We start from the raw sequence: 22,725 nt of genomic DNA on the forward strand, positions 1-22,725 counted from the left end.
TCCCGCGGGTAGCTGTACGCCAGCCCAAGTGGCAGTAGGATGGCTGGCAAGAGGATTGCGCCATGACCCCACTCACCCAGTTGCAAGTGTTCAACGCCATGCATGCCTCGCCAAACGCCCGGCTGGAGCTGAGCGCGCAGCTGGGCGACGGGCTGGCGGCGGCGTTGTGGAGCAACCGCGACGACGCCCGCGACTATCAGGCACCAAGCCACCACACGCTGTCGTGCTACATCGCCGACGGCACCGGCACCTTCCGCCGCCAGCGCCCGGCCGACAAGGGCGCGCCGGGCAAGTTGTGCATCATGCCGGCAGGGCACGAGTCGAACTGGGTGGTGAACGGGGCAATCCGCCTGGCGCACCTGTATGTCAGCGAGGCGCAGTTCGCCCTGGGTTGCGTGCGCCTGCTCGACCGGGAACCACGTGAACTGCAGTTGCAGGAAGCGACCTTTCTGGACGATCCGCAGCAGGCCACACGCTTTCGCCAGCTGATCCGCCTGAACTGGGACGAGCCCGGTGAGCGCCTGCTGGCCAGCAGCCTGGCGCATGAGATTGTCGACCATGCACTGCTTGGCCAGGTCGGGGTACGCAATGGCCTGCGCCTGAAAGGCGGGCTGGCGCCGAACCTGCGCCGGCAGCTGGTCGACTACATGGAAGCGCACCTGGACCAGCCCATCACCCTGGGCGAACTGGCATTGCGCTGCAATTTGTCCGAATACCACTTTGCGCGCATGTTCCGCGCCAGTTTCGGATTGCCGCCACATCAATACCTGCTGGCGCGACGGCTGCATCGGGCCTGCCAGCTGTTGCGCCTGGGCGAGCTGCCCTTGGGCCAGGTGGCACTGTCGTGCGGGTTTGCCAGTGCCAGCCACTTCAGCAACCGCTTCCGCCAGGCGATGGGCGCAACACCTGGAGAGTACCGTTCGGCCATTCGTGGCTGAAGCCGCTGTCTTGCTCAATTTCTTAAAACTGGCGCGATCCTTGTGGGAGCCGCGCTTGCCGGCGATGGGCCGCGAAGCGGCCCCGGCAATTAAGGCTCAGAACTCGAAGGTGCTGGACAGGCTCACCTGCCGCGCATCACCAATGGCGACGAAATACTGGTTCACCGCCGAGCTGTAGTAGACCTTGTCGAACAGGTTCTTGACGTTCAACTGCAGGCGCACGTTGTGCTCGTCCAGCTTGGTCTCATAGGTGGCGAACGCATCGGCCACGGTGTAGCTCGGCAGGTCGAAGGTATTGGTCGAGTTCCCCGGCCGTTCCCCCACATAGCGCGCCCCGGCGCCGAAGCGCAGGCGATCGCCACCGAACAGGCTGCCAAAGTCATACACCGCCGACAGCGAACCGGTATGCCGGGCCACGTTCTGCAGGCGGTTGCCTTGCAGGTCGGGATCCTTGGTCACCTTGGCATCGGTAAAGGCATAACTGCCGATCAGGCTCCAACGCTCACTAAGCTGCCCGGTCAGGTCGAGTTCGACACCGCGCGAGCTGACTTCACCTGCGTTGCTGTAGACCGTCTCACCGGTGCCACTGTCAAAGTTGGCGACCAGCACGTTGCGCTTGGTGATGTCGAACAGCGCCAGGGTACCGGTGAGGCTGCCTGGCATGTCCAGCTTGGCGCCCAGTTCCCACGACTTGCCCTCTTCCGGCGCCACCGACGAATCCAGCACCACGCCCCCGGTCAGCGGGGCAATGCTGGAATTGGGCTTGAACGACTCGCTGTAGCTGCCATAGAACGACAACTGGTCATCGACCTTGTAGACGATGCCCGCATGGGGCACCCAAGCCTGGCCACTGGCGTCGGTGTTGGCCTTGAACGGGCGGCCGCGGCCGGCGTACTGGTCGTATTGCTGATAACGCGCGCCTGCCACCAGGATCCAGTGCTCGTCCAGGTGCAACGCGTCCTGCACGAACAAGGCATCGGTGCGCAGCTTGTCGGTCTGGTCGCTGTCGCTGGCACGCACTGCAGTGCCCTCCACTTCCTGACCGTAGATCGGGTTCACGTAGCTGAAGGTGGACCGAGAGGACTGACGGATCAGGTCGCCGCGAAAGATCTTGCGGTCTTCATGGTCGATGCCGAACAGCAGGTCGTTCTGCATGCCAGCCAGTTCGACATTGCCATTGAGGCTCAGGGTAGCGAACTGGTCGCGGCTCATGGCGTTGTGCGTGCCGTCGATGCTGCGCGTCAACGTGCCCTTGGTTTCGTTCACACCGGTAACGCGAACCTGGCTGGCATCGTAGGTCTCGCGGTTGAAGCTGTAACCGAAGTGCAGCTTCCAGTCGTCGGCCAGTTGGTGATCGACTTCCAGGCGATACAGGTCGGAACGCCCTTCCATGTCGTTGAATGGCTCGTCCAGCCGCCGGGTAGCAGGAATGTCCAGAGGGTGGCCGTTGCTGCCGAACGCCGTGCCACGGTCGAACGGGTAAAGGAATTCACGGTGCTCATAGGCCAGCACCACCTGGGTGTCTTCGCCAAGCCAGGCCAGCGACGGCGCCACCAGCGACTCGCGGTGCACGCCGAAGTTGCGCCAGTAGTCCTCGTCCTCGTGATCGACGATCAGGCGGTAGGCGAAGTTGCTGTCACCCAACGCGCCGGTACTGTCGAACCCGCCACCGCTGCCGGTCTTGCCGCTGCCGTAAGTGGAGCCGCGCACGGTCAGGGCGTTGTACTGCTGCAGTTGCGGGCGCTTGCTGACCACGTTGATGACCCCGCCCGGGTCCTGGATGCCGTATAGCAGCGAGGCCGGGCCCTTGAGCACTTCGACCCGCTCGGTGCTGGCATTGAGGCTGCGGCCCTGCACCAGCGGCATGCCATCGCGCATGATCGAGCCATCGCGGTTGTCACCAAAGCCGCGCTTCATCACGGTGTCTGAGGTGCCGCCAAAGTTGTTGCCTTGGGTGATGCCGCTGACGTTGGCCAGGGCGTCGTCGAGGTTGCGCGGGGCCTGGTCGCGGATCACCTGGGCCGGCACCACGTTGATCGCCTGGGGGATGTCCTGGGACGGCCCCTGACCGCGCATGATCGAAGCGCTGGCTGGCGGCTGATAGCTGTAGCTGTCCATTTGCGAGGTCACTGTGGTGGCCTGCAGGTTGAGGGCGCCGGAAGTATCCACGGGTTCGAGCGTCAGGGTGCGCGCGTCGAGGCGGCGCCAGGCCAGCCCGGTGTTGCCCAGCAGCAGCTGCAGAGCTTGTTCGGCACTGAACGAGCCGTTGAGGGCCGGGGCCTGCACACTGGGCAGTTCGAGGGTGTAGACGACGCTCTGGCCAGTGGCACGGCTGAAGGCATTCAGGGCTTGCGCCAGCGGCTGGCTGGGCTGGGCGAATGCGTGCAGTTGAAGTTGCTCGGCAGCCATGAGGCCAGGGGCCGCGGTGATGGCCGAGCACGCTGAAAGGCCGAGCCAGAGGGGAACGCAACGTGGGGTGAACTTCATGGACGCTGACCTGTGAGAGGGCTATTACTGCGAATGAATCGCACTTCCACTCATTACACGGATGCCACCTGCTGTTACCTCATCCGCTTTCGCAATTTATTTTCTGCACCGCTTTCGGGTACAGGCGACTACCGAATGACGGTCAAGCGCCCGAGCAAGGTCTGTCGAGAAAACCCGAGCACTTTGCCCAACGAATCCAATGCCAGCAGCGGCTCATCCGCCGGGAAGCTACCGCTGACCTTGCGCTGCCCCAACTCGCCGTCGAGCAAGACGATATTCCCCGGGTAGTAACGGCCCAGGTCTGCCACCACCTGCGCCAGCGGCACCTGGTAATAATTCAGCCAGCCCTGGCGCCAGGCCAGCCGGCTTTCGCTGTCCACACTCGACAGCTCGCCGGCATGCCCGTCGGCATAGGCCAGCTGCTGGTTGGCTGTCAGTACCTGGCCTGCCTGCCCCACCGCCGGTACAACCGCTACCCGCCCGCTGCGCACAATGACCTGCGCGCCCTGCCCTTGGTCACGCACTTCGAACTGCGTACCCAGCACCCGGACTTCGCCGCCAGCAGCCTCCACCACGAATGGCTGCCCCGTGTGGGTAACCTGGAAGAACGCTGCGCCATGCAACAGGCGCACGCGGCGTTCACCTTGCTGGAAGTCGACGGCGATGGCGCTGCCAGCATCCAGGGTCACCTGCGACTGGTCTGCCAGGGTCACCTGGCGCAGCGCATCACGGCTGCTGAAGTCGGCTTGCAAGTCCAGCAACCAGTCGCTCGGGCGCCAGCCACCCGCCACACTGACAGCCAGCACCAGGCACGCGGCTGCCAACGCCATGCCGGCGCGCCGCCAATGCCCTTGGCCGGGTGGCTTGGCCATGGCCAGCAAGTAGCGTTGCAAGGCCGCATCTTCTGCCTCGGCCACGCGCGCTGCCGGTGCTTCGCTGAGCTGCCACAACAGCTGGGCCTCGGCGTAGGCTTCGCGATGCCTGGGGTCAGCCAGCAACCAGCGCTTGAACTCAGCACTGCTGGCGGCTTCCGGCTGCTCGTTGATGCGCATCAACCACTGCAAGGCAGCCTCGGACTGGGCAGCGGTGATCAGGTCTGGATGGCTCATCGGCGGGCGCTCCCAGGCCTGCGAGTGAAGATCGCGGGCTCGGCAACACTGGCCTTGCACGCTTCGAGGGCGCGCATCATATGCTTTTCCACGGCACTCTGGGAAAGCTGCATGGCTTTGGCGATTTCGCCGTACTTGCAGCCGTGGATACGATTGAGCAGAAAGATCTGCCGGGTACGCTCCGGCAGGGCACGCAGGGCGGTTTCGATGCGCTGCAGGTCATGATCGATTTCCACGGCTTGCTCTGGCGCCTGCACCAGGCCATCTTCATCCACCGGCAGTGATGCTTCGGCGACGCGCTCGCGGCTGCCTTCACTGCGTAAATGGTCGATGGCCAGGTTACCGGCACAGCGCAACAGGTAGGTGTCGAGCGCTTCGACCTTGAAGTCGGGCCGGCGCCAGAAGCGCAGGAACAGCTCCTGCACAAGGTCCGAGGCCGTGGCACGGCAGCCTACCCGGCGGCTGACCAGGGCCTCCATGCGCGCACGCTGGGCCAGGAACACCTGGACGAAACGCGCCCGTGTGCTTTCGCTATCGGGTTCAGTCAAGGCATCACCCGGCCAACACCGTCAACAGCGGGCCAAGCACCAGGCTGACAGCCGCAAGGCCCAGCAACAGCCGCGGCATGTACGGCAAACCGAACACCCACAAGGTAACGCCCGCCATCAGCAATGCAATCCACTCCACCAGGCCATGCGCCCAGCCACGCCAGTGAACGGCGAGTACCAGCGACAGCATCAGCAACAGCCAGCCGCCGATGCGCAACCCGCGCAGCTGGCCCGGGCCAGGCTTGCGCTTGAGCAGCTCGCTGAAGTGCTTTTCCATCGCCAGGCACAGCGCGGCGAAACCTGCGAAACCGATCAGGGCAACGCTCAGCATCACTGCACCTCGACCCTTTCAGACGAAACCTTGGCCGCCTTCGGCGCGCGTTTTGCGGCGGGCTTTGGCGGGCGCAGCATCTTGCTCGCAGCCCAGGCCAGGAACAGCCCGCACGCCAGGGCGGTGAGGTCGAACCCGGCCATGGCCCAGTCACCAGCAGGCACAGAGGCGTTCAGCCCTTGGCCGGTGCTCAGGGCGTTGAGCAGTGGCAACAAGGCAAAGGCCCCTGCGCCCAGCGCCAGCTGCTCACCCCAGGCCTTGCGCCCCGGGCGCAGCACGGCATGCAGCAACGACGCCAGCCAGACCAGGAAGAACGTGTTCACTTCCCAGTCAGCGCGCCCTTGCAGGGCGACGGGCAACAGCCGGTTGGCCCAGAAGAACCCGGCCACGGCCAGGATCAGGCCACTCATGCTGGCGATGTTCAGCACTTCGACCAGGCGCAGTTCGCCCGGCAGGCGTTCGCACTTGGCATGCTTGAGCTGGCGCTTGCCCAGCCACATCACCAGGCCGGTGCCAATCACCGCAGTGCCTCCAAGCCCGAAGGCAAAGTACAACCAGCGCAGCCAGGGCCCGGCGTAGTTGCCCATGTGCAGGCCAGCGAAACTGAACGAGGTCATCATCGTGGCGCTTTCCGGCGCGCCCTGTTTCAGCAGCTCGCCCGTGGCACCCTCGAAGGTCCAGTTGGCACTGCGCTTGTAGGGGACATTGTCGGCCGATGACTGGGTGAAGGTGACACGGGCATTGCGATCACCCGCGTTCTGTACCTGGATAGAGCCCATGCGCGCGCCAGGCACCTGCTCCTGGACCTTGGCATAGAGGCTCGCCAGCGGCACCAGTGGCGTGGCCACATTGGCCACCTTCGGGGCCTCGTCGCGGCCGAACAGGTCATTGAAATACCCGCTGGTATCGCCGTAGCTGGCCATGATGCCGGCCGGCATGACCATGTACATGAACAGCACCAGGCTGCTGTAGCTGATCATCAGATGGAACGGCAGCACCAGCACGCCGATGGCGTTGTGGCCGTCCAGCCACGAGCGCTGGCCCTTGCCGGGGCGGAAGGTAAAGAACTCCTTGAAGATCTTCTTGTGGGTGATGATCCCGGTGACCAGCCCCAGCAGCATGATGAATGCGCACAGGGTGGACAACCAGCGGCCCCATGGGTACGGCATCTGCAGTTCGAAATGGAAGCGGTAGAAGAACTCGCCGCCACGGCTGTCACGCGCCTGGACCGGCTGCCCGCTCTGCGCGTCCAGGTCTTTTCTGACAAAGCCCCGACGCCCGCCTTCAGGGTCGCGCCAGCCCACGTTCAAGGCAGCGTCGCGCTCGCTGGGCAGGCGAATCATCCAGCTGCCCGAATGCGCGGCGTTGCTTTCCAGATAGCGCTGGGCCAGCCCCAGGCTGGCCACCGGGTCGAGTGCATGGCGGCGCACTTCCGGCTGCGCCCAGTGGCTGACTTCTTCCTTGAAATAAGACAGGGTGCCGGTAAGGAAGATGGCGAACAGCAACCAGCCAAAGATCAGGCCGGTCCAGGTGTGCAGCCAGGCCATGGCCTGACGGAAGCCTTCCTTCATGGGTTTTTCATCCAGTAGGCGAACCCGCCGAGCAGGCCCAGTACCAGGCTTGGCAGCAACACGCCAAGCCAGGCGCGCCAGGCGCTGCGGCAGGCGAAGCACCAGATGAAGGCCAGCAGGTAGAACACGAACGAGAGCATCAGGCCGGTCAGCGTGGCGTCGACCTGGGGCAATGGCAGCAACAGGGCAAGGCAGACACTCAGCAGCGACGCCAGCAGATAGCCGCCCAGCAAGGCGGCCAGGCTGCGTGACACCACGGCCAGGCGGTAGCTGTGAGGGAGTCCGGCGGCGCTGCGCTTCATGACGTATGTCCGGGGAATGGGGCTGCAATAATAATGATTTCAATTCTCATAAGCAAAGACTGAGACACCCGCGGTCAGAGGATTGCCGAGGCGTCTTCGAGACCCTGCTGGAGCTCGACCGCTTGCTCGATGGCCTGCCAGCGCTGGTGAAACGCGTGTTCCTGCTGGCTCAGGTCGATGGCCTGGGCCAGACAGCGATTGCCCGCGAGCTGGGCATTTCGCTGGCTACGGTCAAGTGCTAGGCCAGATGCCCAACCGCGTGAGCAGTGGCGAAGTGAAACCGGAAAAAGCACGCACCTGGGAGCTCGGGACCCGCTATGACAACGGCGACCTGCAGGCCGAGATCGGCGTTTTCCTGATCAATTTCGATAACCAGTACGAGAGCAACCAGACCAACGATTCGGTGATCGCCCGTGGCGAGACCCGCCACCAAGGCGTCGAGACCAGCGTACGCTATGCACTCGATGGCCTGAGCCCGGCACAGGCCCGTTTCGACGTGCACGCCAGCTATGCCTTCGTTGACGCAACCATCCGCGAAGATGGCCCGAACAAGGGCGATCAGGTGCCGTTCTCGTCACGACACAAAGGCAACCTGGGCGTGGGTTACACCGAAGGGACCTGGCAGTTGAACCTGGATGGCAGCTTCCAGAGCAGCCAGTACGCCGACAACGCCAACACCCACGCTGAAAGCGCCGATGGCAGCACTGGGCGCATACCGGGTTACATGCTGGTCAGCACCCGCGCCGGCTACGACTTCGGCCCGCCGCTGTCCAACCTGAAGCTGGCCGTGGGGGTAAAGAACCTCTTCAACCGCGAGTTCTACACGCGCTCGTTCGACGACAACAACAAGGGCAAGTACGTGGGTGAGCCGCGGACCTTGTATGTGCAGACCTCGGTGGCATTCTGAGGCAACACCCTGGAGGTGTGGGAGCCGCGCTTGCCGGCGATGGGCTGCAAAGCAGCCCCCGCTGGCGAATTTGCAACAGGAAATTTATTTTCGGAAAGGGGTTGTAATCGCTTCGCCGTTGCCTGACCTTAGAGTCAAGAGGCGCAGAAATATCAGGGCCCTCAAGGGCCTAGGCACGCCTCCATGCGAGCAAGCTGAATAAGGATTGGAATCATGCAAATCCAGGTCAACAGCAGCAACCATATCGAAGGCAACATCCGTCTTAACGAGTGGGTCCGCAGTACGCTGGAAGCCACCCTCGAACGCTTTGATGACGACCTTACCCGCATCGAGGTGCATCTGCGCGACGAGAACGGCGCCAAGCCCGGCCCGCATGACAAACGCTGCCAGTTGGAGGCTCGCCCGAAAGGCCATCAGCCGATTTCCGTGACCCACACCGCCACCTCGCTGGACCAGGCAGTCGATGGTGCCGCCAGCAAGCTGAACAATGCGCTGGAGCACTTCTACGGCAAGCTGCGCAGCAAGCGCGGCGCACTGGAACTGAGCGATCCTGAAGCCTGATCCGCACTCTGAACAACAACGCCCGGCCTGTGCCGGGCGTTTTCGTTTGCGCCGATCAATGGGCCTGAACCAACCTGAGGGTCAGCCGGTCAACTTCTGCAGCCATTCATTGCAGACCCCAACCATGAACAATCCATTCGAACAGATCAGCGCCGCTTTCGCTCCCGAGTACCGGGTCAACCTGAGTATCGAACGACTGGACGGCAGCATCATGCTGACCCTTTCAGACGACGCCGGCGTGGTTGCCAAACGCCTGATCAGCCAGGCCCAGCGCAACGACCCGGTGCGACTGCAGCGGGTCATCGACAGCATCCGCCTGGGCCTGGCCATCGAGCTGGGGCAGAACCCATTGCAGGTTCTGGCCGCCCTGACGGGTGATGCGCGTCAGGATGCCCGTTGGTTCAAGGCCGCTGGCGTGGCCAATTGACGGTCACACAAGTTGCAACAGCTTGCCGATCTGCTTCTCTAGGTCCTGCAGGCGCCAGGTGCCGACTCGGTGTGCGCTGTCAAAAGTGCCCGGCTGGTGAAACAGGCCGAACAGGCCCGGATCATAGGTCGGCTCTTCGCCCCGCTTGAGCCAGTGCAATGACTCTTCGACCAGGGTGCGGCTTTTGACCACGTCCAGGTTGATGACATCCCCCACTTCGGTGACATGCACCTCATCGGGGTCAAGCCCGGATGCTTGCTTCAGGTGAGCATGGACAGCTTCTATGTTCAGCTTCATGTGAATCCCCCGCTTGGCGCCTCTGGTTCGCGACCCCGTGTCACGACTTCCCTGCCGACGCCTGCGATGATTCAACCGCGCCAGAGCCAGGCAATGGCAACAGATATCTAGCCCCTACTTGCCCTCCTCCATTTCCTTCAATTCCTTGCCGTTGGCGTCCAGCGCCTTGGTCGAGGGGTAACGGTACGAGGCGTAGCGCACCACCAGAATCGAGAACGCCAGCAGCAGGATGCCCCCACACACGTACAGCAACCCTTCGTCCGGCGCCTTGTGGTGCGAAACATCGCCGATCAGCAGGCGCGTCAGCGCGGTGATCGCTACATACAACAGGAAGCGGATCGGCATGTGGTTGGTCTTGAAGTAGATACCGACCATCGCCCCGAGCTCCAGGTAGATGAACAGCAGCAGGATGTCATCGACGCTGACCCCGCCCTTGCCGAGCATGTCCAGGAAGGTGACCACCGCCGCATAGGCGGTAATTGCGCCAATGCCGAACAGCGCCAGGTAGTGGAACGCTTCCACACACAGGTTGCCCAGCGAGTCGGCCGAGCCGTGCAGGCCCTTGCGCAGTTTTTCTGCCCATTTGATGTCCACGATGTGCGATTCCCCGATACGACATGAAGGATGATGCGTCACCCCTGTGACGCTTGTGCCATGCAGTTAAAGGGCCAGGCCCTAGCCTTGGAAGGCGACCGATTGCCGCAAGGCACGGGCGGCACGCAATTTCAGTACGGCTACAATTTCTGGTTGCGAAATGACCGCCTTGCCATTACTGTACATCGATACAGTATTCGGTGACGGCATTCTGCCTGACTGCCTGGATAGCAACTGAACCGCAAAGCAGAAGGCGCACGACCGCAGCCCTGCTACCACTGACCGAGAGGCCTCGTATGGCTGTTGAGATTCTTTACCGCAGCACGCGCGATTTGGAGACCACGTTCTTGGACCGCAAACTCGCAGACGCCCATGACCAGATGCTGGAACTGGCCGAGGTGCTTACTCAGGTTCTGGTGAAACATGTACCTGGGCTGGACGAAAACATTGCCGAAGAGGCAAGCATCTTCATGGCCAAGAACAGGGCGGTGTTTGCCGCGGCGTTCAAGAACAATGCGGCGGCCTTGGCTGAACTGGATTCGGCTGAAAGCGGCGGCGAGTAAGCAGCACTTCGAAAGCGTAACGAACCCTTGGTCCGTGGCGAAGGGGCCCACGCCGGTCACCTTCGTCCACCACTGAAGCCTCCCGTTCAGCACAGGCTGAATGCCTAGCAGGTGCCGGGTTGCACCGGGATCAATTCCTGCAAGATCACCAGTTTCCTCTGCAGTTGCTCGATCTGCGCCTGCTCTGCGCGCAGCGCCGAGCGCAACTCGCGGTTCTCTGCCTCCCAGATCTGCGCCCAACGTGCGTTCTTCTGGCAGGCAAGCCCCATCTTCCACAGCTCGTGCAGCCTCAAGCTCTGATACAGCAGCACCAGCAGAATGATGCCCATCACTACAACTGCGCCTGTCGCAATCACTTCCCACATACCCATTTCCTTTTCCTTGAGTGAGCCAATGTGCCCTGAAGACGAGGAAAATATATGTAGCGTTTAACGACAGATCTAGAATGTAGACTTATACAGGTAAACTACTCATGCACATTGGAAAGCTTGAATGAAGCGGTTCTCAGCCGGGGACACGCACCTTAACTAGCTTTTTGATATCACCTTTAAATGGCATCGCCCCAACAGCAAAGGTGCTTAATGGCTAAATGCCTTGCACGGACGGAAAAACTCGAAAAGTCAAGATCATGACAAGACCCTGAGATAGACATGACCTTAAACTTTACACATAATCAAAAATCAATATTCCACTCAGGCATTCTGTCTCAGGAGAGGTCATGAAACGCAAGCAAACTGTCGAGCAGGTACGCTGGGACCTGGCACTGCGCTACAAGCTGATCGAGACCGTCGCTTGGTGGGAAGGCCGCCTGACCACCGGCCATCTGATGCAGAGTTTCGGCATCAGCCGGCAGCAGGCTTCCAAGGACATCAATACCTACATCACCGAGCACGCGCCGAAAAACCTGGCGTATGACAAACAGCTCAAGGGTTATGTACCCAGCAAGCAGTTCAAGCCCAAGTTCATCGAAGACAGTGCAAGCGCTTACCTTCACCTGCTGTATCAGAACGGTGAACGCGCCCCGCACATTGACGGCCTGGCCCTGGCTTACGCTCACACCAAGGTACTGGAAGTGCCGGATCGGCCTATTCGGCCGGAGGTGCTGCGGCCCCTGCTCAAGGCCTGTCGTGAAGGCCTGCGCCTGGAAACCGAGTACGTTTCACTCAACACGCCCAACGTGGAAGTGCGCCTCATAGCGCCGCACACACTGGTCTACACCGGCATGCGCTGGCATGTGCGAGCGTACTGCGAAAAGAACGGCCAGTACCGCGACTTCGTGCTCAGCCGTTTGCGAGGGCAGCCGGACCTGCTGGATGAGTCGCCGAACACCCAAGAACAGGACGAAGACTGGAATGCCGAGATTCCGGTGATCTTCGAGCCTGACGGGCGTTTGAACGAAGCACAGAAGGCGATCATCGAAGCCGACTTCGGCATGACCCAGGGTCAGCTGGTAGTACCGAGCCGCAGGGCTCTGGTGAAGTATGTACTGCAGCGTTATCAGATCGACCCGCGCAACGTGGCGACAAGCCCTGAAGCGCAACAGATCGTGGTAGCCAACCTCAAGGACCTGAGGCCGTGGCTGATGCATGATTGAAGCAATCAGCGCCCGGCCTCAACCGTAAAGCAAGCGTTCGGCCAGCATCTGCGCCACCCTGGCCGGCGAGCGCTTCTCCGCCTGGGCATGGCCGAACACCTCGGTCAGCCGCGTCGGTATCCGCGCCAGGTGCGCGGTGATGGTGCCCAGGTCGCCGCCCCGATGCTTGAGCGCCACGTAGATCAGGCCACCGGCATTGATCACATAGTCGGGGGCATACAGGATGCCGCGTGTCTCCAGCTGGTCGGCCACCTGCAGCGTGGTCAGCTGATTGTTCGCCGCCCCTGCCACCGCCGCGCATCGCAGCTGCATCACCGTCTGGCCATTGAGCACCGGCCCTACGCCACAGGGCGCGAAGATGTCACAGGGGGTGCTGATCAGGGCGTCATTGGTCACCGGGTGAGCGCCGAACTGTTCCACCGCAAGGCGTACCCGCCCTGGGTCCAGATCGCTGACCAGCAACTCCGCGCCCGCCGCATGCAGCTGCTCGGCCAGGGCATAGCCGACATTGCCGAGCCCCTGCACGGCCACGCGCAGGCCTTCGAGGTTACTGCTGCCCAGCCGAGCCTGCGAGGTGGCGCGGATGCCAGCGAATACGCCCATGGCGGCGTGTGGCGATGGGTCGCCAGACGCCGTGGTACTGGTGACATGCGGTGTGCTCTGGGCGATGCAGTCCATGTCCAGGGTCGAGGTGCCGCTGTCTACCGCAATGATGAAGCGCCCTTGCAGGGTATCGATGAAGCGGCCGAACGCCTCAAACAATGCCGCACGGTTTTCCACGTGGGGGTTGCGCATGATGACCGCCTTACCGCCCCCCAACGACAACCCCGCCAGCGCCGCCTTGTAGCTCATGCCCTGGGCCAGGCGAATGGCGTCGGTCATGGCGCTCTCGTCATCGGCATAGGGCAGATAGCGACAACCGCCCACCGCAGGGCCCAGTTTCTCACTGTGAATCGCCACCACGGCCTTGAGGCCGGTGGGCGGGTCAATGAACAGGTGCAGCGACTGGGTACGGGTGCTTTGCATCAGCGCGAACATCGACGGGCTCCCCAACGAGGTGCTCCTACCAGTATAGGCACGCGCCAGAGACCGGCACGGCGGGCGGACCACTGGACGAATCGACGCGCCCCAGCTAATACTCAAGCGTGTGTGGAGAACCCCCATGAAGCCACGTCAAGCCTGCCTGGCCTGCCTGGAACGCGAGCCAGTCGCCCTGCTGGAAGCTGCGCTATGGATCGCCGCCGAGCATGATCGACTGGTCGAGCCCGCGGCCTGCCTTGGCGCACTGCACAACCTGCAAGGGCAGATCAGTGCCAGCCTGCCGATGCTGCCGTTGTCCGAACTGGCCCAGCCGTTGCTGCGCCAGCTCAATGCACTCGGTTTCCAACAGGACGCATACCACCCGCTTCGCCCGCAAGCGGCACTGCTGGACAAGGTACTGCAGCGCCGACGTGGCCAGCCTCTGGCACTGGCAATCATTACCCTGGAACTGGCCTCGCGCTTGTCCATACCACTGGAAGGCGTGGCATTCCCTGGGCACTTCCTGCTGCGCGTGCCGGGTGCCGACCACCTGCTCGACCCCTGTGGCGGCCGGCGCCTGTACCCCAATGATTGCCGCGAGCTGCTGGCACGCCAGTTCGGCCCGCATCTGCCGCTGACCGCCGAACATCTGCGCAGCGCCAGCGCCATGCAGATGCTGCAGCGCCTTTCGCGCAACCTGCGCCAGTTGCACATCAGCAACGACAACCACCTGGCCGCGCTGATCGACGCCGAACGGGTCATGCAACTGGGCCCGGTGCAGGTCAGCGACTACATGACCCGCGCGACGCTGTACCAACACCTGGACTGCCCCCAGGCCGAACGTTTCGACCTGGAGCATGCCTTGCTGTTGACCGACGACCCGGTCCAGCGCCTGAAGCTGTCCGAACGCATCGGCAAGCTACCGACGGTCAACCGTTCGATTCACTGAGCCGGCGTGTCCACCTGGCAGGACGGATGCGCCTTGGCGAACGCCGGATGCTGTTTGGCCAGCTCAGCCACCCGGGCTATTCGCGGATAACCGCCAAGGTCGATGTTGAAGCGCTCGGCCGCATACAGCTGCGGAATCAGGTAGACATCCGCCAGCCCCGGCTCATCGCCAAAGCAATACCCGTGATCGCCAATCAACTGCTCCACGGCGGCCAGCCCTTGACCGATCCAGTGCGCGATCCACTGATTGACCTGCGCCTCGTCATGGCCCAGCTGGCGCAGCTGGTTGAGCACGCTGACATTGTGCAGCGGGTGCACATCGCAACCGATGATCGCTGCCACGCCACGCACCTTGGCGCGCATGGCCGCCCCCGCCGGCAACAGTGCCGGCTGTGGATGAACCTCTTCCAGGTACTCGATGATCGCCGGCGACTGCACCAGCAGTTCACCGTCATCGGTGCGCAATGCCGGCACCCGCCCTTGCGGATTCACCGCGACATAGGCGCTACCGCGCTGGTCGCCCTTGAGCAGGTTGACCGGCACGGCCTGGTACCCCAGGCCTTTCAGCGCCAGGGCGATGCGCACCCGGTAGGAGGACGTGGAACGGTAATAGGTATACAGCTCCATGGCCGCTTCCCTCAGTTGGCTGCGATGATCTTGCCGCGGCATTCGCCGAAGCCGATGCTGGCCACGCCATCACGCTGGCAACGGGCGCGCAGGATGATCTCGTCACCGTCCTCCAGGAACTTGCGCACCTCACCACTGGCCAGTTCCACCGGTTGTTTGCCACCCACGGTGATTTCCAGCAGGCTGCCATACGAGTCTGCCGTGGCACCGGACAGAGTGCCGGAACCAAACAGGTCGCCGGGCTGCAACTGGCAGCCGTTGACGGTGTGGTGAGCGATCAGCTGGGCCACGGTCCAGTACATGTTCAAGGTATTGCTCAATGCCAGACGATGAGCCGGCAGGCCCTGCTCGCGCATGCGCTCGGTGAGCAGCAGTACTTCCAGTTCGATGTCGAAAGCGCCATTTGCCTGATCACGCGGATCGAGCAGATAAGGCAGCGGCTGCGGGTCGCCATCCGGCCGGGCCGGTTGGGCGCAGCGGAAGGGCTCCAGCGCTTCGGCGGTGACTACCCAGGGCGAAATGGAAGTGACGAAGCTCTTCGACAGGAACGGGCCCAGTGGCTGGTATTCCCAGGCCTGGATATCCCGTGCCGACCAGTCGTTGAGCAAGCACAGGCCGGCCAGATGCTGGTCGGCCTCGGCAATCGGGATAGCCTGCCCCATGTCGTTGCCCTGGCCGATCCAGATGCCCAGCTCCAGCTCGTAGTCCAGGCGTGCGCAGGGGCCGAAGCTCGGCTCGGTGTGGCCGGCCGGCAGGGTCTGGCCTTTCGGGCGACGGACTTCGGTACCGGAAGGGCGCAAGGTCGAAGCGCGGCCGTGGTAGCCGATCGGCACGTACTTGTAGTTGGGCAGCAGCGGGTTGTCGGGGCGGAACAGCTTGCCGACGTTGGTGGCGTGCTGAATGCCGACATAGAAGTCGGTGTAGTCACCGACCTTGGCCGGCAGGTGCAGCTGGCACTCGCTGGCCGGATACAGCGCAGCCTTGAGTGCGGCCTGATGTTCGCTGTGTTCGCCCAACAGCACCAGCAGACGCTCACGCAGCGCCACCCGGGCAGCACGGCCCAGTGCGAAGAAGGCGTTCAGCGCACCGCCACCGGTGGCCTCCACCGCAGCCTTGGCCTGGCCAGCGAAAAGGCCGGCGGCCAGCACGGCTTCCAGGTCAAGGATGGCATCGCCAATGGCGACACCACAGCGCTGCGCTTCACCCGGGCGGCTGAAGATGCCCAGCGGCAGGTTCTGCAGTGGGAAGTCGCGGTGCCCGTTGGCGTGCTCGACCCAGCTACAGGCAATGGCGGTCTGGTTCATGGGTTATCTCCGGTTCGGGTTGAAGGTGCTCGGCAAGGTGGCCCAGCAACTGTCGTAGTCGGCCTGCAATTGCGGGCTGTCGAGTGCCTGCAGGCTCGGGCGCAGCACCTGGCTGGTCTCGAACATGAAAGCCATGGTGTTGTCGATCTTGTGCGGTGCCAGCTCGGCGGCGATGGCCTTCTCGCAGGTTTCTGCATCCGGACCGTGGGCGCTCATAACGCCGTGCAGCGAGGCACCGCCCGGCAGGAAGCCTTCGGCCTTGGCATCGTAGGCCCCGCTGATCAGGCCCATGAACTCGTTCATAAGGTTGCGGTGGAACCAAGGTGGACGGAAGGTGTTTTCGGCCACCATCCAGCGCGGCGGGAAGATCACGAAATCCATGTTGGCCATGCCGTGTACGCTGGTCGGCGACGTCAGCACGGTGAAGATCGACGGATCCGGGTGGTCGAAGCTGACCGTGCCGATCGTGTTGAAGCGACGCAGGTCGTACTTGTAGGGCACGTTGCTGCCGTGCCAGGCGACCACGTCCAGCGGTGAGTGCTGCAGCTCGCAGGCCCAGTGTTCACCGAGGAACTTCTGCACCAGCTGCACCGGGCCCTCGACGTCTTCGTAGCGTGCCACCGGGGTGAGGAAGTCACGCGGGTTGGCCAGGCCATTGCTGCCGATCGGCCCCAGGTCAGGCAGGCGCAGCGGCGCGCCGTGGTTTTCGGCGATATAGCCGCGGGCCTGGCCATCGAGCAGCTCGACGCGGAACTTCATGCCACGCGGGATCACGGCGATTTCCAGTGGCTCGACGTCCATCACGCCCAGTTCGCTGGCGATGCGCAGGCGGCCCTGCTCCGGCACCAGCAGCAGCTCACCGTCCGCATTGAAGAACACCCGCTCCATGGACCGGTTGGCGCGGTAGATGTAGATGCTTGTCCCGGCTGGCTTTTCAGCGGCCGAGTTGGCCACCATCGGCAGCCAACCTTCGATGAAATCGGTTGGCTCAGCGGGGATCGGCTGTGGGTTCCAGCGCAAGCGGTTGGGTGTGCTTGCGCCCAGCGGGCCGCTCAATGGTTGACGCTGCAGGCGCTCGAAGCGCGGGTGCAGGGCCGAAGGTCGGATGCGGTACAGCCAGGTACGGCGCAGCTCGCTGCGGGCCATGGTGAACGCCGTTCCCGACAGCAGTTCGGCATACAGGCCATAGGGGGCTTTCTGTGGAGAGTTCTGCCCGACCGGCAGGGCGCCAGGCAGGGCTTCGCTAGCGAATTCGTTGCCGAAACCGCTCAGATAATGAAGATCGGCGGACGTGTCGCGATGCATCGATGCCTCCGGATTTTGTTTTTATCGTAATTTGATTACGAATAACGTAATTTGCTCCATGCCAAGCGTCAAGCTATAAAGGCGCGACGCGAAAACTCGGAATATTCCTATCCATGTCCAAAGCCAGCTCACCCGCCGACAACGGCAAGCAGAAAGTCCGTTCGGCGGAGGTCGGCACCGACATCCTCAAGGCCCTCGCCGAACTGTCACCGTCCACCTCGCTGTCGCGCCTGGCCGAACACGTGCAGATGCCGGCGAGCAAGGTGCACCGCTATCTGCAGGCGTTGATCGCCAGCGGTTTTGCCGAACAGGATGCCGCCACCAACCACTACGGGCTGGGGCGCGAGGCGTTGCGCGTGGGGCTGGCGGCACTGGGCAGCATCGATGTGCTGAAGGTGGCGGCGCTGCCGCTGTCGCAACTTCGCGATGACCTCAACGAGAGTTGCTTCATCGCGGTATGGGGCAACCAGGGCGCCACCGTGGTGAGCATCGAGCCCGCCGTGCGAGCGGTCACGGTGGTAACCCAAATCGGCTCTGTACTGCCGCTGCTCAGCTCTTCCACCGGCCTGGTGTTTGCAGCCCATCTGCCCGAGAGAGAGACCGTGGAGTTGCGCGACCGCGAGCTGGCGGTCTTGCAGCAGAGCGCCACCGCCTACGAAGGCTTGCTGGCAAGGATCCGCGAACAAGGCCTGCACCATGTGCACGGCCTGTTGATGCCGGGCGTCGATGCGTTGTCTGCCCCCGTGTTCAACGCCATGGGGCAGATCGCGGCGGTGATGACCGTGGTCGGCCCGACCTCTATCTTCCACGCCGACGAACACGGCCCGGCAGCACAGCGCCTGCTGGCTGCGTCGCGCGAGACCAGTTGGCGCATGGGTTACTCACCAGCGCCTTGAAGTGGCCAGCCGGGACTGTTGCCCGAAACGTAAAGGTGAATGTCATAAGCGGCTATTTTTCCTACCGGATCAAGCGCTTATTCTTACCTCACTGGCCGGCATGAAGGGCTCTACCCCCCGCCTTTCAGGCCCGCGAGGTTCACCGACGTTGATTTTGAAGCTCCTTGATCTAACGTCTCGATTGGCCGCTGCGTTTGCAGCGGCCTTTTTTATTTCTGCAGGTTGGCCATCATCTGCTGCAGTGCCTGAAAGGTGTCCCGCGGGTGCACTGCCCCGGCAAAATCACCAATCTGCGCCCAGCGTTGCGCGACCTGCTCCGGGGTGAACCCTTGGTCTGGGTCGAAGCCGACACCGAGGCTACGCTCCCAGCGCACCTTGCCCACCCAGCCACCGCCCACCTCGAACAATTCGCCGCTGTCCTGGCACTGTTCGCTGCCCAGGTACACCACCAACGGGCTGATCAATTCCGGCCTGAGCCGCTCGAACACCTGCGGTGGTATCAGCCCCTCGGTCATGCGCGTGCCGCCGGTTGGCGCGATGGCGTTGACCAGCACACCGTGCTTGCGCCCCTCGATGGCCAGAGTGCGGGTCAAGCCATACAGCCCCAGCTTGGCCATGCCATAGTTGGCCTGGCCGAAGTTACCGTATATACCCGAGGTCGATGCGGTGAAGATCACCCGCCCCCAGTTCTGCTCGCGCAGGTGTGGCCAGGCAGCCCGGGTGACTTTGTAGGCACCTTCGACATGAACCTTGTAGACCTGCTCCCAATCACTGTCGTCCATCTTGTGGAAGGCTCTGTCGCGCAGGATGCCGGCGTTGTTCACCAGCACATCGACCCTGCCGAAACTGTCCAGCGCCTGCTCGACGATGCGCGCACCGTCGCCCACCGAATCGTGGTTGGCCACAGCTGTGCCACCGGCGGCGCGGATTTCCGTCACGACTTTGTCGGCAGCGCAAGCATTGGCACCCTCACCCTGGGTCGAGCCGCCAAGGTCGTTGACCACGACCTTGGCGCCACGTGCGGCGAACAGCAGTGCATGGGCACGGCCCAGGCCGCCACCCGCTCCGGTGACAATCACTACACGGTCTTGCAGGCTTACCGGCTCGCTCATGGGCATGGCTCCAGCTCAGGTTGAATGCATCGAGTGTCCGCCAGCCCTGGCAGGCGGGCAATCAAGCGCACCCCGGCTGAATGCCAGGCGATAACGGCGGGCGATGATCGCTGGGTCAGGACCAGGCGACGCTACGCGGCAGGTAGCTCAGCAGCTGTTCGCGAAATGCCAGGTAGTGGCGCAGTACCTGCACGGGCGCTTCGGTGTGAGGGTAATGGCCAATACCCTGCAACTGAACGATGTCAGGGTTTGGTACCAGCTGTTGGTAACGCTCGACCATGCGCGCACCAGAAACCGGGTCGACCACGCCGTTGATGAAACGCAGTGCCACACCTTCGCGTTGCAATGCACCTACCCAGCGCTCGCGATGCACCCTGCGCTCCGGCAGGTAGCCCACCAGCTTGTGCAGGATACGTGTGCCGGAATTGGCGGCGATCAGGCTCCAGCAGTCATCCAGTGCACTTTCGCTGGGATGGGTGCACGGGCCGTAGATCTGCGTGACGTTGCGCACCAGGTCATCGCGCCCGAAGGATCGCCCCACCAGCCAGCCGAGGCGGCTGAGCAGCAGTTTCTGGACCAGCAGCACCTGGCAGCTTTCAGGGAACAGCCCGCTGTTGAGGAACACGCAACTGGCAACCTCAGCACGCTGTTCGTGGTGCCGCGACAACAATTCCTGAGCCACGCTGCCCCCGTAGTCATGCGCCAACAGGTGTACCGGCTGCTCGACCTGCAGATGCGCCAGCAGCGCCTGCTGCAGGTCCGCTTGCTCCATCAGGCTGTAGCGGTGGTTGAGCGGCTTGGCGGAGTCGCCGAAACCGAGCATGTCGCAGGCGATCACCCGAAAGCGCTGGGCCAGTGGTGCCCACAGGTAGTGCCAGTCCCAGCTCGCGGTGGGAAATCCATGCAAAAGAAGCAGGGGCTCTCCTTGCCCTGCGGTCCAGTAGCGGATGCTCTGGCCCCGGAATGAAAAACTCTGCCCCCGGGTACGCCAGACGCGCAATGGAATCTCGGCCATAAGCATCAGATTTGTCCCGGTGCAAGGGTGTTGACGGAATAGGGCAAGGCTGCGGTCATTGCATGTCACCTCGGCACATACATGTGCTCTCTATGTCGAGGATGAGTGTAATCAGCAGCCCGCCAGGTGAAACTTGCGTTACCAGCCAGCTTGATGACCGAGCGAGTCAGAGGCACGAATGGTCACAGCAGCATCACCAGCAACGGTGCGGCAAACAGGTTGAGCAGCCCGGTGAGCACCATGACCAGGCCGGCCACCGAACCCTCTTCACGGCCCACTTCCTGGGCCCGGCTTACCCCGGCACCATGCGCGCCAACCCCGAACAGTGCGCCCCGCGCCAAGGGGGTACGCAGCGGCAGCCAGCGCAGCAGCACACCACCAAACATGGCCCCCAGCACCCCGGTGAACATCACGAACACTGCCGTAAGCTCCGGCACGCCGCCCAGGTCATGGGCCAGCGGCATTGCGAATGGCGTGGTGATCGAGCGCGGCACCAGCGACAGGCTGATGGCATCGTCCAGCGCCAGCAGGTGCGCCAGGCTCCAGGAGCTGGCAATCGACGCTGCACTGCCCGCCACCATACCCACAAGTAGCGCCGGCCAATGCCGTGCCAGCATCGCCCGTTGTTGCCAGATCGGCACGGCGAAGGCCACAGTCACCGGGCCCAGCACGCTCATCAGCCAATGGGTGTTGCGCGAGTACTCGGCGTAGGCCGTGTGCAGCGGCACGGCCACTGCCAACAGCAAGGCTGGGACAAGAATCAGTGGCGACATCAGGTAACGCCCGGTGCGCCGATACAACCAGCGGCTGGCCAGGTAGGCCGCCAAGGTCAGCGCCAGCCAGAACAGCGGCATGGGTTCAAGGCTCATGGCGCAGCCTCCAGCGGCAGACCAGCTCCACGGTCACGGCGGTCACCACCATGACCATCAAGGTGCTCACTGCGATTACCAGCAAGATGCGCCAGCCTTCGCTGCGCACCAGGCTGCCGTAATCGAGCAGGCTCATCAGTGCCGGGATGAAGAACAGCAGCATTTCCGCCATCAGCCAGCCAGCGCCCAGTTGCAAGGTTGCCGGCTTGAGTACACCGCAGGCGAACAGCAGCAGCAACAGGCCCAGGCCCATCACCCCGCCGGGGATCGGCCAGCCCAGCCAAACGGCCAGTTGGCCGCCAGACAGGAACAAGGCAAGCAGGACTGCCAGTTCGGCGAACAGGCGCAGGGGCTTTTTCAGTAATGCGGGTTTCATGGGGGGAGTCCTCGACAGGCCCTCATTTTAAGATTCGGCTGCCTAGGCCAAAAGCGAATTGTTAGACTTGCAGCCATTCCACAATGGAATCGTCACCATGGAATTCAAACAGCTGCGCAGCTTCATCGAAGTGGTCCACCGCGGCGGCTTTACCCAAGCCGCGCAGACCCTGCATATCAGCCAGTCCGCCGTGAGCAAGCAGGTCGCCCAACTGGAGCAAGATGTGGGCCAGCCGCTGCTCGAGCGCCAGGCCTCGCAGCTGCATCTGACCGCGGCCGGGCGCATCGTGCTGGAGCGCGGCCAGGCGCTGTTGCGCCAACGCCAGGAATTGCTGAGCGAGCTCGACGACCTCAGCCACATGGCCCGCGGCGAGCTGCGCCTGGGCTTGCCCATGCTCGGCAGCGATACCTTGTTCGCCACGTTGTTCGCCGAATACCGCAGGCGTCATCCGAACATTGATATTCAGTTGCTTGAGGGCGGCAGCCGAAGTGTCGAGCAGGCGGTCAGAAGCGGCGAGCTGGAGCTGGGCGGCAGCCTCACTCCAAGCGACCCGGCGTTCGAGTATCAGCCGTTCTGCAATGAGCCGCTGGATGCCCTGCTGCCCGCCGGGCATGCGCTGGCTAACCTGGACCAGGTCAACCTGAAGCAACTGGCGGATACACCCTTCCTGCTGTACCAACGCAGCTTCGTGCTCAACGACCGCTTGCTCAAGGCTTGCCAGCAGCAGGGCTTTACCCCGAAAGAAGGTGGCCGCAGTGGCCAGGCGGACTTCCTGGTGGCGCTGGTCGCAGCCGGCCAGGGCGTGGTGTTGCTGCCCCGTGTGGTGGCAAAAGCGCTGGAGCGCCCTGGGGTGGTGCGACTACCGCTGAAGGCACCGGCGTATCTACGCTGGGATATTGCCTTCATCTGGCGGCGCGGAGCCTACCTGTCGCGAGCCGCGCAGGCCTGGCTCGAATTGCTGCGTGAGATGAATTGACCTGTAGCGGCCTCTTCGCGGGCAAGCCCGCTCCCACAGGCACATCAC

At 63.1% G+C, this 22,725-nt stretch carries 25 protein-coding genes and 2 pseudogenes; 10 read left to right on the forward strand and 17 right to left on the reverse strand.

What is annotated here, in order from left to right:
* The first annotated feature begins 62 nt into the window (after positions 1–62).
* Positions 63–938, forward strand: a complete 876-nt coding sequence (locus H040_RS20725; RefSeq protein WP_027918457.1) for a helix-turn-helix domain-containing protein — start codon at positions 63–65, stop codon at positions 936–938.
* Between the two features lie 96 nt (positions 939–1,034).
* On the opposite strand, the gene H040_RS20730 is transcribed toward H040_RS20725, so the two are convergent.
* The 6 genes from H040_RS20730 to H040_RS20755 form a co-directional block, all read right to left on the reverse strand.
* On the reverse strand, positions 1,035–3,425 hold the full coding sequence (locus H040_RS20730; RefSeq protein ID WP_027918456.1) for a TonB-dependent siderophore receptor: 2,391 nt from the start codon (positions 3,423–3,425) through the stop codon (positions 1,035–1,037).
* 128 nt (positions 3,426–3,553) lie between these two features.
* The gene (locus H040_RS20735; protein ID WP_027918455.1) at positions 3,554–4,534 is read right to left on the reverse strand and encodes a FecR family protein; all 981 of its coding nucleotides are present in this window, start codon (positions 4,532–4,534) and stop codon (positions 3,554–3,556) included.
* Positions 4,531–5,082 carry an RNA polymerase sigma factor gene (locus H040_RS20740; protein ID WP_027918454.1) on the reverse strand — a complete coding sequence of 184 codons (552 nt, stop codon included), beginning with the start codon at positions 5,080–5,082 and terminating at the stop codon, positions 4,531–4,533. The genes H040_RS20735 and H040_RS20740 overlap by 4 nt, the downstream gene beginning before the upstream one ends.
* Positions 5,083–5,086: 4 nt before the next feature.
* Complete coding sequence (locus H040_RS20745; RefSeq protein WP_027918453.1) at positions 5,087–5,413, reverse strand: DUF3325 domain-containing protein; 327 nt, start codon at positions 5,411–5,413, stop codon at positions 5,087–5,089.
* A complete protein-coding gene (locus tag H040_RS20750; RefSeq protein ID WP_027918452.1) occupies positions 5,413–6,984 on the reverse strand; it encodes a PepSY-associated TM helix domain-containing protein in 1,572 nt (523 codons plus the stop codon). Before H040_RS20750 ends, H040_RS20745 begins: the two co-directional genes overlap by 1 nt.
* Positions 6,981–7,286, reverse strand: a complete 306-nt coding sequence (locus H040_RS20755; protein ID WP_027918451.1) for a DUF3649 domain-containing protein — start codon at positions 7,284–7,286, stop codon at positions 6,981–6,983. The genes H040_RS20750 and H040_RS20755 overlap by 4 nt, the downstream gene beginning before the upstream one ends.
* A 95-nt stretch (positions 7,287–7,381) precedes the next feature.
* Between H040_RS20755 and H040_RS20760 the strand changes: the two are divergent.
* From H040_RS20760 to H040_RS20775, 4 genes and pseudogenes are all read left to right on the forward strand, one after another.
* Positions 7,382–7,528, forward strand: a pseudogene (locus H040_RS20760) (sigma factor-like helix-turn-helix DNA-binding protein); the annotation flags it as partial.
* Positions 7,529–7,530: 2 nt separating this feature from the next.
* Positions 7,531–8,193: pseudogene (locus H040_RS20765) on the forward strand (TonB-dependent receptor domain-containing protein); the annotation flags it as partial.
* A gap of 213 nt (positions 8,194–8,406) precedes the next feature.
* Entirely contained in the window at positions 8,407–8,754 is a 348-nt protein-coding gene (locus H040_RS20770) for an HPF/RaiA family ribosome-associated protein (protein WP_027918449.1), read from the forward strand.
* Between the two features lie 124 nt (positions 8,755–8,878).
* The gene (locus H040_RS20775) at positions 8,879–9,181 is read left to right on the forward strand and encodes a DUF3509 domain-containing protein (RefSeq protein ID WP_027918448.1); all 303 of its coding nucleotides are present in this window, start codon (positions 8,879–8,881) and stop codon (positions 9,179–9,181) included.
* A 3-nt stretch (positions 9,182–9,184) separates the two neighbouring features.
* Here H040_RS20775 and H040_RS20780 read toward each other — a convergent pair whose 3' ends face one another.
* Both H040_RS20780 and H040_RS20785 read right to left on the reverse strand, forming a co-directional pair.
* Positions 9,185–9,478, reverse strand: a complete 294-nt coding sequence (locus H040_RS20780; protein WP_027918447.1) for a hypothetical protein — start codon at positions 9,476–9,478, stop codon at positions 9,185–9,187.
* Positions 9,479–9,592: 114 nt separating this feature from the next.
* Positions 9,593–10,072 carry a phosphate-starvation-inducible protein PsiE gene (locus tag H040_RS20785; RefSeq protein WP_027918446.1) on the reverse strand — a complete coding sequence of 160 codons (480 nt, stop codon included), beginning with the start codon at positions 10,070–10,072 and terminating at the stop codon, positions 9,593–9,595.
* A gap of 296 nt (positions 10,073–10,368) precedes the next feature.
* On the opposite strand from H040_RS20785, the gene H040_RS20790 reads away from it, so the two are divergent.
* On the forward strand, positions 10,369–10,635 hold the full coding sequence (locus H040_RS20790; RefSeq protein WP_027918445.1) for a YebG family protein: 267 nt from the start codon (positions 10,369–10,371) through the stop codon (positions 10,633–10,635).
* Between the two features lie 104 nt (positions 10,636–10,739).
* Here H040_RS20790 and H040_RS20795 read toward each other — a convergent pair whose 3' ends face one another.
* Entirely contained in the window at positions 10,740–11,006 is a 267-nt protein-coding gene (locus tag H040_RS20795; RefSeq protein ID WP_027918444.1) for a hypothetical protein, read from the reverse strand.
* A gap of 347 nt (positions 11,007–11,353) precedes the next feature.
* On the opposite strand from H040_RS20795, the gene H040_RS20800 reads away from it, so the two are divergent.
* Complete coding sequence (locus tag H040_RS20800) at positions 11,354–12,229, forward strand: WYL domain-containing protein (RefSeq protein WP_027918443.1); 876 nt, start codon at positions 11,354–11,356, stop codon at positions 12,227–12,229.
* Positions 12,230–12,247: 18 nt separating this feature from the next.
* Here the strand turns inward: H040_RS20800 and H040_RS20805 are convergent, their stop codons facing one another.
* On the reverse strand, positions 12,248–13,267 hold the full coding sequence (locus H040_RS20805; RefSeq protein WP_027918442.1) for a Leu/Phe/Val dehydrogenase: 1,020 nt from the start codon (positions 13,265–13,267) through the stop codon (positions 12,248–12,250).
* A 124-nt stretch (positions 13,268–13,391) separates the two neighbouring features.
* Between H040_RS20805 and H040_RS20810 the strand changes: the two genes are divergently transcribed.
* Positions 13,392–14,198 (forward strand): SirB1 family protein, encoded by an 807-nt coding sequence (locus H040_RS20810; RefSeq protein ID WP_027918441.1) that lies wholly within the window; start codon positions 13,392–13,394, stop codon positions 14,196–14,198.
* On the opposite strand, the gene maiA is transcribed toward H040_RS20810, so the two are convergent.
* Genes maiA through hmgA form a run of 3 tightly spaced genes read right to left on the reverse strand, consistent with a single transcriptional unit; the run spans position 14,192 to position 17,433 of the window.
* Positions 14,192–14,824, reverse strand: coding sequence for a maleylacetoacetate isomerase (maiA, locus tag H040_RS20815; protein WP_027918440.1), 633 nt, complete (start codon positions 14,822–14,824; stop codon positions 14,192–14,194). The two genes, H040_RS20810 and maiA, sit on opposite strands and share 7 nt — an antisense overlap.
* A gap of 11 nt (positions 14,825–14,835) precedes the next feature.
* The gene (gene fahA / locus H040_RS20820) at positions 14,836–16,128 is read right to left on the reverse strand and encodes a fumarylacetoacetase (protein ID WP_027918439.1); all 1,293 of its coding nucleotides are present in this window, start codon (positions 16,126–16,128) and stop codon (positions 14,836–14,838) included.
* 3 nt (positions 16,129–16,131) lie between these two features.
* Positions 16,132–17,433 carry a homogentisate 1,2-dioxygenase gene (hmgA, locus tag H040_RS20825; RefSeq protein ID WP_027918438.1) on the reverse strand — a complete coding sequence of 434 codons (1,302 nt, stop codon included), beginning with the start codon at positions 17,431–17,433 and terminating at the stop codon, positions 16,132–16,134.
* A gap of 113 nt (positions 17,434–17,546) precedes the next feature.
* Here hmgA and H040_RS20830 point away from each other — a divergent pair, with 113 nt between their 5' ends.
* Positions 17,547–18,329 carry an IclR family transcriptional regulator gene (locus H040_RS20830; protein ID WP_027918437.1) on the forward strand — a complete coding sequence of 261 codons (783 nt, stop codon included), beginning with the start codon at positions 17,547–17,549 and terminating at the stop codon, positions 18,327–18,329.
* A gap of 209 nt (positions 18,330–18,538) precedes the next feature.
* On the opposite strand, the gene H040_RS20835 is transcribed toward H040_RS20830, so the two are convergent.
* From H040_RS20835 to H040_RS20850, 4 genes are all read right to left on the reverse strand, one after another.
* A complete protein-coding gene (locus H040_RS20835) occupies positions 18,539–19,441 on the reverse strand; it encodes an SDR family oxidoreductase (RefSeq protein WP_027918436.1) in 903 nt (300 codons plus the stop codon).
* A 115-nt stretch (positions 19,442–19,556) separates the two neighbouring features.
* The gene (locus H040_RS20840; RefSeq protein ID WP_027918435.1) at positions 19,557–20,462 is read right to left on the reverse strand and encodes an alpha/beta fold hydrolase; all 906 of its coding nucleotides are present in this window, start codon (positions 20,460–20,462) and stop codon (positions 19,557–19,559) included.
* A 176-nt stretch (positions 20,463–20,638) separates the two neighbouring features.
* Positions 20,639–21,325, reverse strand: a complete 687-nt coding sequence (locus H040_RS20845) for an LrgB family protein (protein WP_027918434.1) — start codon at positions 21,323–21,325, stop codon at positions 20,639–20,641.
* Positions 21,315–21,701, reverse strand: coding sequence for a CidA/LrgA family protein (locus tag H040_RS20850; protein WP_027918433.1), 387 nt, complete (start codon positions 21,699–21,701; stop codon positions 21,315–21,317). The genes H040_RS20845 and H040_RS20850 overlap by 11 nt, the downstream gene beginning before the upstream one ends.
* 97 nt (positions 21,702–21,798) lie before the next feature.
* Between H040_RS20850 and H040_RS20855 the strand changes: the two genes are divergently transcribed.
* A complete protein-coding gene (locus tag H040_RS20855) occupies positions 21,799–22,677 on the forward strand; it encodes a LysR family transcriptional regulator (protein ID WP_027918432.1) in 879 nt (292 codons plus the stop codon).
* Positions 22,678–22,725 lie beyond the last annotated feature (48 nt).

The organism is Pseudomonas sp. URMO17WK12:I7, assembly GCF_003269045.1.
GTDB lineage: Bacteria > Pseudomonadota > Gammaproteobacteria > Pseudomonadales > Pseudomonadaceae > Aquipseudomonas > Aquipseudomonas putida_J.

Coding starts and splice junctions, on each gene's coding strand:
- H040_RS20745 (WP_027918453.1), bottom strand. CDS start 5,413: ATGCTGAGCGTTGCCCTGATCGGTTTCGCAGGTTTCGCCGCGCTGTGC.
- H040_RS20850 (WP_027918433.1), bottom strand. CDS start 21,701: ATGAAACCCGCATTACTGAAAAAGCCCCTGCGCCTGTTCGCCGAACTG.
- H040_RS20845 (WP_027918434.1), bottom strand. CDS start 21,325: ATGAGCCTTGAACCCATGCCGCTGTTCTGGCTGGCGCTGACCTTGGCG.
- H040_RS20840 (WP_027918435.1), bottom strand. CDS start 20,462: ATGCTTATGGCCGAGATTCCATTGCGCGTCTGGCGTACCCGGGGGCAG.
- H040_RS20810 (WP_027918441.1), top strand. CDS start 13,392: ATGAAGCCACGTCAAGCCTGCCTGGCCTGCCTGGAACGCGAGCCAGTC.
- H040_RS20770 (WP_027918449.1), top strand. CDS start 8,407: ATGCAAATCCAGGTCAACAGCAGCAACCATATCGAAGGCAACATCCGT.
- H040_RS20790 (WP_027918445.1), top strand. CDS start 10,369: ATGGCTGTTGAGATTCTTTACCGCAGCACGCGCGATTTGGAGACCACG.
- fahA (WP_027918439.1), bottom strand. CDS start 16,128: ATGAACCAGACCGCCATTGCCTGTAGCTGGGTCGAGCACGCCAACGGG.
- H040_RS20835 (WP_027918436.1), bottom strand. CDS start 19,441: ATGAGCGAGCCGGTAAGCCTGCAAGACCGTGTAGTGATTGTCACCGGA.
- H040_RS20800 (WP_027918443.1), top strand. CDS start 11,354: ATGAAACGCAAGCAAACTGTCGAGCAGGTACGCTGGGACCTGGCACTG.
- H040_RS20795 (WP_027918444.1), bottom strand. CDS start 11,006: ATGGGTATGTGGGAAGTGATTGCGACAGGCGCAGTTGTAGTGATGGGC.
- hmgA (WP_027918438.1), bottom strand. CDS start 17,433: ATGCATCGCGACACGTCCGCCGATCTTCATTATCTGAGCGGTTTCGGC.
- H040_RS20730 (WP_027918456.1), bottom strand. CDS start 3,425: ATGAAGTTCACCCCACGTTGCGTTCCCCTCTGGCTCGGCCTTTCAGCG.
- H040_RS20805 (WP_027918442.1), bottom strand. CDS start 13,267: ATGTTCGCGCTGATGCAAAGCACCCGTACCCAGTCGCTGCACCTGTTC.
- H040_RS20750 (WP_027918452.1), bottom strand. CDS start 6,984: ATGAAGGAAGGCTTCCGTCAGGCCATGGCCTGGCTGCACACCTGGACC.
- H040_RS20780 (WP_027918447.1), bottom strand. CDS start 9,478: ATGAAGCTGAACATAGAAGCTGTCCATGCTCACCTGAAGCAAGCATCC.
- H040_RS20775 (WP_027918448.1), top strand. CDS start 8,879: ATGAACAATCCATTCGAACAGATCAGCGCCGCTTTCGCTCCCGAGTAC.
- H040_RS20855 (WP_027918432.1), top strand. CDS start 21,799: ATGGAATTCAAACAGCTGCGCAGCTTCATCGAAGTGGTCCACCGCGGC.
- maiA (WP_027918440.1), bottom strand. CDS start 14,824: ATGGAGCTGTATACCTATTACCGTTCCACGTCCTCCTACCGGGTGCGC.
- H040_RS20725 (WP_027918457.1), top strand. CDS start 63: ATGACCCCACTCACCCAGTTGCAAGTGTTCAACGCCATGCATGCCTCG.
- H040_RS20830 (WP_027918437.1), top strand. CDS start 17,547: ATGTCCAAAGCCAGCTCACCCGCCGACAACGGCAAGCAGAAAGTCCGT.
- H040_RS20755 (WP_027918451.1), bottom strand. CDS start 7,286: ATGAAGCGCAGCGCCGCCGGACTCCCTCACAGCTACCGCCTGGCCGTG.
- H040_RS20735 (WP_027918455.1), bottom strand. CDS start 4,534: ATGAGCCATCCAGACCTGATCACCGCTGCCCAGTCCGAGGCTGCCTTG.